The organism is Geobacter sp. PheSNFMC (assembly GCF_059620965.1).
On record NZ_JCAMRN010000049.1, the window covers coordinates 19290 to 31766 of the forward strand.

The following is a 12477-nucleotide window of genomic DNA, read 5'->3' on the forward strand; positions in this document are numbered from 1 at the left end:
CTCCCGCCGGTCCGGGCGTGACCTGAGCCGCAGGAGGCGGGGAACCGTGTTGACAGGCGCCTTTTCCATCTGGAAACGCGACATGCTGGTGCTCCGCCGCAGCCTTTTCTCGGAACTGGCGGCGGTGGTGGCCGCTCCCCTCACCTTCTACCTCGCCTTCGGCTTTGGCCTCCGCGGCTACATTGCCGATGTGGAAGGGGTGCCCTACACCGTGTTCATGGCGCCGGGGCTCATCACCATGACCGCCGTTTCGGCTGCCTTCGACGAGAGTGCCTGGAGCATGTGGTTCCACCGCAAGGTCCAGCGGACCATCGAGGCCTACCGGGTCACCCCGATCACCGTCTACGACATCGTCATCGGCAAAATCTTCTCCGGCTTCACCCAGGGCGCCCTCAAGGGGGTGGCCGTGGCCGCGGTCATCTTTCTCCTTACCGGCGTTCGGTTCGACCCGGCCCACCTGGTGGCCTATCTTTCCTTCATCATTCTCGGTTCCATGGTCTTTTCCTGTGCCGGAACGGTCTGTGGGACGCTCCTGGACAAGCCCGAGACCATCGGCAAGGTCCAGGCAGTGGTCATCATGCCCCTCATCTTCCTGTCCGGTGCCTTCTTTCCCGTCTCGTCCTATCCCGAAGCCCTGCGAGCCACGGTCATGCTCATCCCCACCACGGCACTGTTCGAGGGCTCCCGCAGGGCTCTCCTGGCTGGAGCCTTCGATGCCGGCCTCTTTGCCATCCTCGCCATTACCGCTCTGGCCGCCTTTGTCGCCACGGTGGCCATCTTCAATCGAAAGATGGCAGAGTAGCACCGGCCCCCGGCCGCTAAACTTCTTGTGCTGCCGAGGTTATTTTAGTAGGATTTACAGGATTGTCACACGAACGGAGAACCCATGGCCGAAGAATTCATTCCCAAGTGGGTTGCCTGGGAAACCACCCAGAAATGCAACCTCAAGTGCGTCCACTGTCGCTGTTCCTCTGACCTGACATCCTCCGAAGGCGACTTCACCACCGAGGAGGGGAAGAAGCTCCTGAAGGAGATCGCTGATTTCTCGAAACCGGTTGTTGTCCTTTCGGGCGGTGAGCCCCTCATGCGCCAGGATATCTTCGAGCTGGCCGAATATGGCACATCCCTGGGGCTGCGCATGTGCATGGCCACCAACGGCGCCCTGGTCACCGACGAGATCTGTGCCAAAATGAGGAAGGCAGACATCAAGATGGTGTCCCTCTCCCTGGACGGCAGCAGCGCCGCGGTCCACGACGATTTTCGCCAGTGTCCCGGCGCATTCGAGGGGGTGGTGCGGGCCGCCGAGATTTTCCGGCGCAACGGCCAGAAATTCCTCATCAACTCTTCCTTTACCAAGCGGAACCAGCACGATATCGCCAACACCTTCAAGCTGGCCAAGAGCCTGGGCGCCACGGCATGGTACATGTTCATGATCGTCCCGACTGGCCGGGGCGAGGAGATCATGAACGAGCTCATCTCCAAGGAGGACTATGAGGAGATTCTGGAGTGGCACTACCAGCAGGAGAAGCTGGAGGACGAGATCCTGATGCGTCCCACCTGCGCCCCCCACTACTACCGGATGGTCCCCATGCGGGCCAAGGAGGAGGGGGTGAAGTTCGAGCGCCGGTCCCTGACCTTCTCCACCGGCGGCGGTAAAGGGTGCATCGCGGCCCAGACCATCTGCCTGATCGATTGCTTCGGCAACGTGAAACCCTGCTCCTATTTCCACCGTACCGCCGGCAACGTGAAGGAAATCCCCTTCCGGGAAATCTGGGAGAACTCGGAAATCTTCAAGGATCTCCGCAATTTCAAGGCGTATAAGGGGAAATGCGGCGAGTGCGAGTTCATCAACGTCTGCGGCGGCTGCCGGGCCCGGGCCGACGCGGTCTACGGGGATTACCTGGAAGAGGAGCCGTTCTGCAATTACGTGCCGATACGCCTCCAGAAGAAGGCGTAAGGGCCGCGATAGTTACGCCATCTTGGCGCCGTCCTCGTCACCCCGGCGGGTGCACCGATCTGACGCAAATCTCACGTTTTTGGGTTTTTTCGATCAAATTCCAAAGACAATTTCTCTGAGGAGGGTTTTCAATGAATAATCGTTTTCTCGACGCGTGCTGGGGCAAGCCCGTTGACCGTACTCCCGTGTGGCTCATGCGCCAGGCGGGCCGCTATCTTCCCGAATATATGGCGATACGCTCCAAGTGCACCTTCCTGGAGCTCTGCAAGACCCCGGAACTGGCGGCAGAGGTGACCATCCAGCCCATCGACATCCTGGGCGTCGACGCGGCGATCCTCTTCTCCGACATTCTCACCCCGGTGGAGCCCATGGGGCTCAAGCTCGACTTCGTGCCCGGCCCGGTCTTCGAGCACCCGGTGCGGACCATGGCCGATGTGGAGAAACTGCGCATCCCCAACCCCGAGGAGGATGTCCCCTACGTCCTTGACACCATCAAGATCCTCCGCCGGGAACTGGCTGGCCGGGTACCCCTCATCGGCTTCGGCGGAGCTCCGTTCACCCTGGCCTGCTACATGGTGGAAGGCAAAGGTTCCAAGGACTGGGCCAACATCAAGCGGATGATGTACGCCGCTCCCGATGTCTTCGCCGCCCTCATGGAAAAGGTGACCATGATGGACATGGAGTACTTGAACGCCCAGATCAAGGCAGGCGCCCAAGCAATCCAGATCTTCGATACCTGGGGCGGGGTCCTCTCCCCCACCGATTACGAGAAGTACGCCCTTCCCTACACTGCCAAGCTCATCAACGGCCTGAACCGCCAGAACACGCCGGTGATCCACTTCGTCAAGGGTGCCGGCACCATGCTGGAGAGGGTGCAGAAGGCCGGCGGCGACGTCATGGGGCTCGATTGGCACGTGAACCTGGGGAAGGCCAGGGATGTGCTCGGCCCGAACATGGCCGTCCAGGGGAACCTGGACCCCACGGTCCTCTATGCCCCCAAGGAGGTCATCGAGGCCGAGGTGAAGCGGGTGCTCGACGAGAACGCCGGCCGTCCCGGCCACATCTTCAACCTGGGACACGGCATCCTGCCGACGGTGTCGCCGGAAAACGCCATCCACATGGTCGAGTGCGTGCACCGGCTGTCGCAGAAGTAGCCCAATTACGTGCCTGGACGAGGAAAAGGCAGCCCTGGCGCTGCCTTTTCCTCATTCCTGCTCAGACAGCGAACCCGCCATGGAAAACCGTATCACCGACATCGAGATCCATCTTTCCCATCTGGAGCACACCATCCAGGAACTGAACGAGGTGGTCTACCGCCAGCAGCAGACCATTGACCGGTTGGAAGATGAGCTGAAGTCCCTGCGGACGCAGTTTCTGGCAGTGGCGCCGTCGCCGGTCCGCCCCCCTGGCGAGGAAACGCCGCCTCCCCATTACTGACAGCCATTCATGGGGCAGCCATGGAGCATCCCCTCATCCGGATCGTCATGCTGGCCGTACTCGCCTACGCGGGGTACGCGCTGCTCTGTTTCCTGGCCCAGCGCTCCCTCATCTATCCCGGCCGCTCCCTTTCCGTGGCCGACCAGCCACCCGATTCGCCCGCTATCCATCCCCTCTGGCTCACAACCCCTTACGGTCGCGTCGAAGCCTGGTTTTTGCCGGCCACGGGCGGTGTTGCCGGCAGCAGGCGTCCGGTGGTCCTCTTTTTTCACGGCAACGGCGAGGTGATTGACGTTCTGCCGGACCAGGTCGGGGGGTTCCGCAGGATGGGGATGCACGTCATGCTCGTGGAGTATCCGGGATACGGCCGTTCCGGCGGGTCGCCGTCAGAGGAGGGAATCACGGCTGCGGCCGTGGCCGCCTATGATGAACTGGTGCGGAGGGCCGACACGGATTCCGGCCGCATGATCGCCTTCGGCAGGTCGCTCGGATGCGGGGCCGCCTGTGCCCTGAGCCTCAGGCGCCCGCTGGCGGCCCTTATCCTCCAGTCACCATTCACCTCCATCCGTCCCTTTGCACGGCAGATGCTCCTTCCCGGATTTCTGGCGCGTGATGTCTTCGACAACCGTAAGGCCCTGGAGTCCTACGGTGGAGCAGTCCTCATCCTGCACGGCGCGGAAGACGACATCATCCCTGTCGGCCACGGGCGCGAACTGGCCCGTACCGCCCGGCGCGGGCGCTTGGTGGAGCTTAGCTGCGGCCATAATGACTGTCCTCCCGACTGGGCGGATTTCTGGCGGATTATTGAGGGGTTTCTGGAGCTGGAAGGGATGCTGGGGGGAAAATGAAAGGCCCGCCATTGTTCGGCGGGCCTCTGTCCATTCCTGTTTCTGCGTTCCCGTTTCACGGGATATTCCGGCGTCAACGGTAGCCGGATGCATACTGCCCACGTTGTGGTTTGGCTGAAACTTCCCCGATAGGTTCCGCCCCTCCTTTTGGCAGTGCTGGTTCAGGTAGCTACCTGAATAAAGTATAGCGTCCGGCGGGGAAAATTCCAGGCTGTTTTTTTTCGCTGGATCGCATTACACTGAATAAGTTGTCTTGAATACCGAGACACCAATGGCGAGGGGACGGGCATGGTTGCGTCCCTCTCGTTTTTGCGGCCGTTGCCGGGAGCTACCCGGCCCCGCATCCCACGCTACGGGAAGACACATGATTATCCTGATTCTCAACTGCCGGGGCTTTTCCATCCACTTCCAGCTCTTCGACTGGTCCACGCGAACCGTCCTCGCCCGGGGGGACGTGGACCGGATCGAACTGGGCGACTCGTTCATCTCCATGGAAGTGCCGGGGCGTGACCCCTATCACCTGGAGTCCGACTGCTCCAGTTTCGGTGCAGCCGTTGCCCTCATTCTCGCCACCCTGACCCACCCCCTGGAGGGCCCCCTTTCCCGGGTCGGGCAGATTACCGCCGTGGGGCACCGGGTCGTCCACGGGGGAGAGCGGTTTACCGCCACGGTTCCCATCGACGGGAAGGTCATTGAGGCGGTGCGTGCCATGGAGGAACTGGCGCCACTCCATATCCCCCCGAACCTGGCGGGGATCGAGGGGGCCATGGCCACTCTGCCCGGCATCCCCCACGTGGCGGTCTTCGACACGGCATTCCACCAGGCAATGCCGCTCCATGCCTACCTTTATCCCCTCCCCTGGGAGTGGTACGAGAAGCACGGCGTGAGACGCTACGGCTTCCACGGCGCCTCCCATTGTCATGCGGCGCGGCAGGGGGCGGCGCTTCTGGGGCGCGAGCCGGCCCGCTGCAACCTGATCACCATCCACATCGGCAATGGGATTTCCCTCTGCGCCGTTGAGGGTGGCCGCTCCATCGACACGAGCATGGGGCTCACGCCGCTGGAAGGAACCATGATGGGAACCCGTTGCGGCTCCATCGACCCGGGCATTCCCCCGTTCATGATGCAGGAAGAACAGCTCTCGCCCCGTGATCTGGACCGGATCCTCAACCAGCGGAGCGGCTCTGCGGGCATCACCGGCCTCAAGCTGGACCGGCCGGCGTTTCTGGCCCGGGCCATCGCGGGAGATGAGCGGTGTCTCCTGGCCCTGGAGATGGAGGCCTACCGCCTCCGGAAGCACATCGGCGGCTACGCCGCAGCACTTGGCCGGCTCGACGCCGTGGTCTTCAGCGCTGCTTCGGGGGAGGGGGAATGGCTCGTGCGGGAAAAGACCCTCGCCGATATGGCGTGTTTCGGCATCCGGCTCGACCGGGAGCGGAACCGGACTGCCCGTTCCGTGGACCGGGAGGAGCGGGTCAGCGCCGATGACTCGCCCGTTGCGGTCTATGTGATTCCCACCGATGAGGAAATGGTCTACGCCGAGGAGGTGGCCGCGCTCCTGAACGGGCGGGGGTGACAACGACCGGGAATGGGGTAAACTGTTTTTCCTATCGGATTCGATCCACCAAGGAGGCACGCATGTCGCTGGAAGGTCAAAAGGCACCCGACTTCACCCTGGCGGGAAGTGACGGGAAAATGCACTCTCTGAAAGACTACGCGGGGCAGACGGTCGTCATCTATTTCTATCCCCGGGACAATACGCCGGGATGCACCAAGGAGGCCTGCGGCTTCCGGGATCTGCACCAGGATCTGATGGAGCGCGGCGTTGTGCTTCTCGGCGTCAGCAGGGACAGCCTCGCGTCCCACGACACGTTCATCAAGGCCTTCGGCCTCCCCTTCACGCTTCTGTCGGATCCGGACGCCGCCATGATGACCGCCTACGGTGCCTTCGGCGAGAAGGTCCAGTACGGCAAGACCACCATGGGCACGATCCGCTCCACAGTGGTGGTGGGTCCCGACGGTACGGTGGTGAAGCACTGGTCCAAGGTGGCCAAGGCAGATGCCCATCCGGCCCAGGTGGCAGAATTCCTCGCCAACCGGGCGTAGGGAACTCCCATGGCAGAGAGCGGCCAGTCATTTCTCGTTGCCTGCCCCGCCTGTGGCACGACCAACCGGGTGCCGGCATCCAGGGAAGGGGTTGCGGGCCGCTGCGGCAGGTGCCGCGGTGTGCTCCCGCCCCTCTATTTCCAGCCGGTACCGCTTACCGACCGGAGTTTCGACCCATTCTTCGCCGGTTATCATGATCCTGTTCTGGTTGAATTCTGGGCCCCCTGGTGACCCCTCTGCCGGGACTTCGCACCGGTGGTGCGGGAGGTTGCGCGCGAGCTTGCCGGCACGGCGGCAGTGGTTCAGGTGAACACCCAGGAGAACCCGCACCTGGCAGCCCGCTTCGGCATCCGGGGGATTCCGGCCCTGGTGCTCCTGCGGCAGGGACAGGTGCTCGCCACCTGGAGCGGAGCACTACCCAGGGAGGCGGTGCTTTCCCGGATCCGCGGCGCCCTGCGCTAAGGTGGCAGGGCATCGGCGTTTCCCTCAAAACCGTTGACATGAGTCCCGATTGCGCTAGAGTATGAACTCGGCATTTCACTCGACGCCAAGGAGAGTAGAATGCAACCAGCCGGCATATCACATTCCCTCTTCCCCTCGTTGCCGCCCGAGTTCCTTCCCCTGGCGCTCTACACCCTTGCGGCATCCATCTTGGTCGGCATGCTCCTTCTGGCCGCCTGGTGGCTCGGCGCCAAGACCACCAACCGCAACAAGGAACTCCCCTACGAATCGGGCGCAATCCCCACCGGTTCGGCCCGGCTCGCCTATCCGGTCCCGTTCTACCTCATCGCCATCTTCTTCATCGTCTTCGACGTGGAGGCGGCCTTCATCTTCGCCTGGGCCACGGCCTGGCGCGAGCTGGGTCTTCCGGGCCTCGTCCACATCACCTTCTTCATCGTCATCCTCCTTCTCGGCCTCGTCTGGCTCTGGCTGAAGGGGGGCCTCGACTGGGGACCGTCCCGTGCACGGAGGGGCCATGTCCGAGACTGAGGTCCCGCAGAACAACATCATCCTGGCCCGCCTGGACGACCTGATCAACTGGGGGCGCGCCAACTCCCTCTGGCCCATGTTCTTCGGCCTCTCCTGCTGCTTCGTCGAGATGATGACCTCCTTCACCTCCCGCTACGACGTTTCCCGCTTCGGGGCCGAGGTGCTCCGGGGCACCCCCCGGGAGGCGGACCTGATGGTCATTGCCGGCACCGTTTTCAAGAAGATGGCCCCCTCCATCCTCCGGCTCTACGAGCAGATGGCCGAGCCCAAGTGGGTCATCTCCATGGGGAGCTGCGCCAACTCCGGCGGTATGTACGACGTCTACAGCGTGGTCCAGGGGGTGAACCAGATCATTCCGGTAGATGTCCACGTTCCCGGCTGTCCCCCGCGCCCCGAGGCGTTCCTCCAGGGGCTGATGCTGCTCCAGGAAAAAATCAGGCGGGAAGAACGCCCCGCCAGGAAGGTCCTCCACCTGGCCGGCGGGAGCGAGGGAACCACCCGGCCGGTGCTGGTGGACGGGGTGACCAAATCCCGCGACACCCGGGGACCCGGCATGGAAGGGATCGCCATCAGGGGGACCTCGGTGCAGCACCCAGATTTCCCGATGCCCCGCTCCGACGAGATGTGGCGGCCGTCGGCCCCGAAGCACCACTTCCCCGACTTCGGTCTTGCCGGCGAACTGGAAACGGTCTTCGGCCACCGGGTGGTGCGGGACGATAACGCCACCGACATGCTCACCTACCGCTGCCCGCCGGAGCTGCTGCCGGACGTGCTGCGCCACCTGAAGACCCGGAGCGCCGCACCTTTCCGGCGTCTGGAGGACGTGGCCTGCGTGGACGAGTCGTGCCGCCGGGAGCGATCGCGGTTCCCGGACTTCACCGTCAATTACCACCTCCTGAACTTCCACATCCCCGGACATCTGCGGATCAAGGCCGAGCTGCGAGGGGATACGCCGGAGATCCCGAGCGCGACAAGCGTCTTCCCGGCGGCCGACTGGTACGAGCGGGAGGCCTTCGACATGTACGGCATCCGGTTCGCCGACCACCCGAACCTGCGCCGCATCCTCATGCCGCCCGACTGGGAGGGACACCCCCTGCGAAAGGATCATCCCTTCCGGGCCACGGAGATGCCTTCCTACACCACGGACGACGCCCGGCGCCATCAGGCCCTGCCGGCCTCTGATTTCTTCGATAGAATTGACGAAGAAACCCTGATCCTGAACCTGGGGCCCCAGCACCCCGGCACCCACGGCATCATCCGCTTCGTCCTCAAGCTGGACGGCGAAGAGATCGTGGACATGGACACCGACATCGGCTACCACCACCGGGGTGCCGAAAAGATCGGCGAGCGCCAGCACTGGAACCAGTTCATCCCCTACACTGACCGGATCGACTACCTGGCCGGGGTCCAGAACAACCTGGCCTACGTGAATAGCGTTGAGCGGCTCTGCGGCATCACCGTGCCGGACCGGGCCATCACCATCCGGGTCATGCTGGCGGAGCTCTTCCGGATCGCCAGCCACCTGGTCTGGCTCGGCACCTTTGCCGCCGACGTGGGGGCCATGACCCCGGTCTTCTACACCTTCACGGACCGGGAAAAGATCTTCGACATCGTGGAGATGGTCACCGGCGGCCGGATGCACCCCTCCTGGTTCCGGATCGGCGGCGTGGCCGACGATCTCCCCGAGGGGTGGGACGGGGCGGTGAAGGCGTTTCTCGACTGGATGCCGGCCCGGCTCAAGGAGTACGAGGACCTTCTGAAGGAAAACCCCATCTTCAAGGCGCGGCTCAAAGGAGTGGGCGTCATCACCGGGGACGAGGCCCTGGAGTGGGGAATCACCGGCCCGAACCTGCGGGCCTGCGGCGTGGAGTGGGACCTGCGGAAGAAGATCCCCTACAACGGCTACCAGCACTTCCACTTCGAGGTTCCGACCGAGGAGGGGGGGGATTGCTGGGCCCGCTACCGGGTCCGGATCGAGGAGATCCGCCAGTCGCTCCACATCGTCCGACAGTGCTGGAAGGAGATGCCGGCCGGGCGCTGGATCACCGACGACTACCGTTACGTGCTGCCCAAGAAGCGGGACGCGCTCCACGACATCGAATCCCTGATTCACCATTTCATCAATGCCACACGGGGAATGGCGCCGCCAAAGGGGGAGAACTACAGCGCCATCGAGGCGCCCAAGGGGGAGAACGGCTACTTCGTGGTGAGCGACGGCCTCAACGTGCCGTACCGGGTGCGGATCAAGACGCCGAGCTTCCCGCACATCCAGGCCCTCCCCCTCATGAGCCGGGGGTGGCTCGTGGCGGATTTCCTGGCCATCATCGGGTCCATTGACTTCGTGCTGGCGGATTTGGACAGGTGACGCCGATGATCCCGGAGCTTCTCAAAAAGGAACTTCAGTCCCGCGTCGCCCACGCCGTCACCAACCGCGAGGCGGCCGTGGACGTGATGAAAGAGCTGCAGCGCCACTACGGCTGGCTCACCGACGAGGCGGTGGGGGAGGCGGCGGAGCTCCTGGGACTCACCCCCCTCCAGGTGGAGGAGCTGGCCACCTTCTACGAGATGATCTACCGCCGCCCCGTGGGAAAGCGGGTGATCCACGTCTGCGACTCCATCTCCTGCTGGGCCCTGGGGGGGGAGAGTCTCATGGCGCACCTGGCAGCGGCGCTCGGCATCGAAACGGGGCAAACCACGGCGGACGGGCTCTTTACGCTTCTGCCCTGCTGCTGCCTCGGCAATTGCGGCGAAGCCCCGACTCTCATGGTCGGTGACACCCTCCACGGCCGGGTGACACCGGAGCGGGCCGGAGAAATCCTGGCTGCAGAGCAGCGGGTTCTTTCCGCCAGGGAGGAGTGAAATCATGATCAGAATCAAGCGGGTCTACGACGAGCCGACGCCGGAGGATGGAAAACGCATCCTGGTGGACCGGCTCTGGCCCCGGGGCATCACGAAAGACAAGGCACGCATCGATGAGTGGCTGAAGGAGGTCGCCCCCAGCGACGGGTTGCGGCAGTGGTTCGGCCACGACCCGGCCCGGTGGGACGAGTTCCGGGAGCGCTACCGGCGGGAGCTGGACGCGAAGGCGGAACTCCTGGATGGACTCCGGAAGCTGGCGGCCGGCGGGACGGTGACGCTCCTGTTCGCGGCAAAGGATGAAAAGCACAACAACGCGGTGGTGTTGAAGGACATTCTTGTTGAGCAATAAGACCCCCCTCAATCCCCCCCCACCCTGTAGGGGGAAGCGAGCGTGAGCGAAACAGGGGGGGCGAAGCAGGTGGGTGAACAAAGGGTTTAATGGAACAGGTTCTCTTCCGACATAACCGTCCCGGCCGGTGCGTGACCTTTGCCGAGTACCGGGCCGAGGGGGGCTTCGCGGCCCTGGAGAAGGCCCTTTCCGGCATGTCGCCCAACGATGTCCAGCAGGTGGTGATCGACGCCAACCTGCGGGGCCGGGGCGGGGCCGGGTTCCCCACCGGGAAGAAGTGGTCCTTCGTGCCGCGGGACATCCCCGGCCCCCGCTATCTCATCTGCAACTGCGACGAGATGGAGCCGGGCACCTACAAGGACCGGATACTCCTGGAGGCGAACCCCTATTCCCTGGTGGAGGGGATGACCCTGGCCGCCTACGCCATCGGCGTGGCCCACGCCTTCATCTTCATCCGCCGGGGCTACGAAGAGGCGGCGGAGAACTGCCGGCGCGCCATTGCCGAGGCAAAGGACGCGGGCCTGCTGGGGAAGAACATCCTCGGCTCCGGTTTCTCCCTGGAACTGGACGTCCACCAGTCCGCCGGCCGCTACATCTGCGGCGAGGAGACGGCCCTCATGAACGCGCTGGAGGGGAGACGGGCCAACCCGCGGAGCAAACCCCCCTTCCCGGCGGTGAAGGGGCTCTGGGGGCGTCCCACGGTGGTGAACAACGTGGAGACCCTGGCCAATATCCCGGCCATTGTGGCGGGCGGCGCCGCCTGGTTCAAGGGGTTGGCGACAATTCCCGAGGCAGCCGGCACCAAGCTCTTCTGCGTGAGCGGACATGTGAACAACGCCGCCTGCTTCGAGCTTCCCCTGGGGATGAGCCTGGGCGAGATCATCGACGGACCCTGCGGCGGCATGCTGCCGGGGCGGGAGTTCAAGGCGTGCATCCCCGGCGGGGCGTCCACGCCGTTCTTTACCCGGGAGCACTGGAACGTTCCCATGGACTTCGACGCAGTGGCAAGGGCGGGCTCCCGGCTCGGCACCGGCGGCATCGTGGTCTTCGACCGGAACACCTGCATGGTGGCGGCAACCCTGAACCTGGTGTCCTTCTATGCCCGGGAGTCGTGCGGCTGGTGTACCCCCTGCCGGGAGGGGCTCCCCTTCGTGAAGGACGTCCTGGCCCGGATCGAGGCGGGCGCCGGGCGGGAGGAGCATATCGCCATTCTCCGGGAGCACGTGCAGTACCTGAACTACGCGTTCTGTCCCCTGGCGCCCGGTGCCATGGGGCCGGTCGAGGGGCTCCTGCGGCTCTTCGAGGACGAGATCCGTGAACACATCGTGCTGGGGCGCTGCCCCTTCGGAGGAAAGGTATGACGGCACCGGCTGACGATATCGGCGGTCTCGTAACCCGGGCCACGAGGCTCTGGACAGGGAACTTCGGCAATCTCCTCGTACTCTCCCTGGTTTTCGCCCTGGTGGCGTGGATTCCCGTGGCCAACATCGGGTTTCTGGCCGGCTACACCCGGGCGGTACTCAAGGTGGCCCGCGGGGGAAAGGCGGAGCCGGGGGACATCTTCCGGGCCTGGGACTGCTTCGGCGACCTCTTCGTCTACCTCCTGCTCGTGGTCGTGGCCATGTTCGCCCTGAACCACGTGCCGGTCATCGGCCAGGTGGCGGGGTTCATCCTGTCGGTGGTGGTCGCGCCCGGCATGTACGGCATTATTGACCGGCGGATGAAGTTCATGGACGCCTTCCGGTGGAGCCTCGAAACCATCAGGGGGGACCTGGCCGGCTGGATTCTGGCGGTACTCGTGGGGAGCATCTTCATGGCCGTTGGGGCACTTCTCCTCGGTATCGGCATCATCCTCACCCTTGGCTGGGGAAGCCTCGTCACGGCGCTCCAGTACGACAAGGGGGAACAACCACGGGTGATTATCCTGTAAC

14 protein-coding genes are annotated in these 12477 nt (G+C 64.0%); all 14 read left to right on the top strand.

Annotated features, from left to right (window positions below):
• Positions 1 to 46 precede the first annotated feature (46 nt).
• The 14 genes from AC6CDK_RS11905 to AC6CDK_RS11970 all read left to right on the top strand — a co-directional run bounded on the left by AC6CDK_RS11905 (position 47) and on the right by AC6CDK_RS11970 (position 12476).
• Positions 47 to 802 (top strand): ABC transporter permease, encoded by a 756-nt coding sequence (locus AC6CDK_RS11905; protein ID WP_039647489.1) that lies wholly within the window; start codon positions 47 to 49, stop codon positions 800 to 802.
• Positions 803 to 886: 84 nt separating this feature from the next.
• The gene (locus tag AC6CDK_RS11910) at positions 887 to 1957 is read left to right on the top strand and encodes a radical SAM/SPASM domain-containing protein (protein WP_039647487.1); all 1071 of its coding nucleotides are present in this window, start codon (positions 887 to 889) and stop codon (positions 1955 to 1957) included.
• A 131-nt stretch (positions 1958 to 2088) separates the two neighbouring features.
• Positions 2089 to 3111: a uroporphyrinogen decarboxylase gene (gene hemE / locus AC6CDK_RS11915; RefSeq protein ID WP_039647485.1), complete on the top strand. Its 1023-nt coding sequence runs from the start codon at positions 2089 to 2091 to the stop codon at positions 3109 to 3111.
• A gap of 79 nt (positions 3112 to 3190) precedes the next feature.
• Positions 3191 to 3394, top strand: coding sequence for a SlyX family protein (locus AC6CDK_RS11920; RefSeq protein ID WP_039647483.1), 204 nt, complete (start codon positions 3191 to 3193; stop codon positions 3392 to 3394).
• 20 nt (positions 3395 to 3414) lie between these two features.
• A complete protein-coding gene (locus tag AC6CDK_RS11925; protein WP_039647482.1) occupies positions 3415 to 4242 on the top strand; it encodes an alpha/beta hydrolase in 828 nt (275 codons plus the stop codon).
• A gap of 364 nt (positions 4243 to 4606) precedes the next feature.
• The gene (locus AC6CDK_RS11930; protein WP_039647477.1) at positions 4607 to 5818 is read left to right on the top strand and encodes an acetate/propionate family kinase; all 1212 of its coding nucleotides are present in this window, start codon (positions 4607 to 4609) and stop codon (positions 5816 to 5818) included.
• Between the two features lie 62 nt (positions 5819 to 5880).
• Complete coding sequence (locus AC6CDK_RS11935; protein ID WP_039647475.1) at positions 5881 to 6348, top strand: peroxiredoxin; 468 nt, start codon at positions 5881 to 5883, stop codon at positions 6346 to 6348.
• A gap of 9 nt (positions 6349 to 6357) precedes the next feature.
• On the top strand, positions 6358 to 6810 hold the full coding sequence (locus tag AC6CDK_RS11940; RefSeq protein ID WP_082021166.1) for a thioredoxin family protein: 453 nt from the start codon (positions 6358 to 6360) through the stop codon (positions 6808 to 6810).
• Between the two features lie 99 nt (positions 6811 to 6909).
• Positions 6910 to 7338: an NADH-quinone oxidoreductase subunit A gene (locus AC6CDK_RS11945; RefSeq protein WP_039647473.1), complete on the top strand. Its 429-nt coding sequence runs from the start codon at positions 6910 to 6912 to the stop codon at positions 7336 to 7338.
• Complete coding sequence (locus AC6CDK_RS11950; RefSeq protein WP_039647467.1) at positions 7325 to 9703, top strand: NADH-quinone oxidoreductase subunit B/C/D; 2379 nt, start codon at positions 7325 to 7327, stop codon at positions 9701 to 9703. The genes AC6CDK_RS11945 and AC6CDK_RS11950 overlap by 14 nt, the downstream gene beginning before the upstream one ends.
• Positions 9704 to 9708: 5 nt before the next feature.
• Positions 9709 to 10197, top strand: a complete 489-nt coding sequence (gene nuoE, locus AC6CDK_RS11955) for an NADH-quinone oxidoreductase subunit NuoE (protein WP_192905891.1) — start codon at positions 9709 to 9711, stop codon at positions 10195 to 10197.
• Positions 10198 to 10201: 4 nt separating this feature from the next.
• The gene (locus tag AC6CDK_RS11960) at positions 10202 to 10546 is read left to right on the top strand and encodes a DUF488 domain-containing protein (RefSeq protein ID WP_039647463.1); all 345 of its coding nucleotides are present in this window, start codon (positions 10202 to 10204) and stop codon (positions 10544 to 10546) included.
• An 89-nt stretch (positions 10547 to 10635) separates the two neighbouring features.
• On the top strand, positions 10636 to 11907 hold the full coding sequence (gene nuoF / locus AC6CDK_RS11965) for an NADH-quinone oxidoreductase subunit NuoF (protein WP_039647461.1): 1272 nt from the start codon (positions 10636 to 10638) through the stop codon (positions 11905 to 11907).
• Positions 11904 to 12476, top strand: a complete 573-nt coding sequence (locus tag AC6CDK_RS11970; RefSeq protein WP_039647460.1) for a hypothetical protein — start codon at positions 11904 to 11906, stop codon at positions 12474 to 12476. Before nuoF ends, AC6CDK_RS11970 begins: the two co-directional genes overlap by 4 nt.
• Position 12477 lies beyond the last annotated feature (1 nt).

Excerpts from the sequence above, each read along its gene's own strand:
- AC6CDK_RS11960 (WP_039647463.1), top strand. The coding sequence starts at position 10,202 with ATGATCAGAATCAAGCGGGTCTACGACGAGCCGACGCCGGAGGATGGA.
- AC6CDK_RS11935 (WP_039647475.1), top strand. The coding sequence starts at position 5,881 with ATGTCGCTGGAAGGTCAAAAGGCACCCGACTTCACCCTGGCGGGAAGT.
- nuoF (WP_039647461.1), top strand. The coding sequence starts at position 10,636 with ATGGAACAGGTTCTCTTCCGACATAACCGTCCCGGCCGGTGCGTGACC.
- AC6CDK_RS11920 (WP_039647483.1), top strand. The coding sequence starts at position 3,191 with ATGGAAAACCGTATCACCGACATCGAGATCCATCTTTCCCATCTGGAG.
- AC6CDK_RS11910 (WP_039647487.1), top strand. The coding sequence starts at position 887 with ATGGCCGAAGAATTCATTCCCAAGTGGGTTGCCTGGGAAACCACCCAG.
- hemE (WP_039647485.1), top strand. The coding sequence starts at position 2,089 with ATGAATAATCGTTTTCTCGACGCGTGCTGGGGCAAGCCCGTTGACCGT.
- AC6CDK_RS11930 (WP_039647477.1), top strand. The coding sequence starts at position 4,607 with ATGATTATCCTGATTCTCAACTGCCGGGGCTTTTCCATCCACTTCCAG.
- AC6CDK_RS11970 (WP_039647460.1), top strand. The coding sequence starts at position 11,904 with ATGACGGCACCGGCTGACGATATCGGCGGTCTCGTAACCCGGGCCACG.
- nuoE (WP_192905891.1), top strand. The coding sequence starts at position 9,709 with ATGATCCCGGAGCTTCTCAAAAAGGAACTTCAGTCCCGCGTCGCCCAC.
- AC6CDK_RS11950 (WP_039647467.1), top strand. The coding sequence starts at position 7,325 with ATGTCCGAGACTGAGGTCCCGCAGAACAACATCATCCTGGCCCGCCTG.
- AC6CDK_RS11945 (WP_039647473.1), top strand. The coding sequence starts at position 6,910 with ATGCAACCAGCCGGCATATCACATTCCCTCTTCCCCTCGTTGCCGCCC.
- AC6CDK_RS11925 (WP_039647482.1), top strand. The coding sequence starts at position 3,415 with ATGGAGCATCCCCTCATCCGGATCGTCATGCTGGCCGTACTCGCCTAC.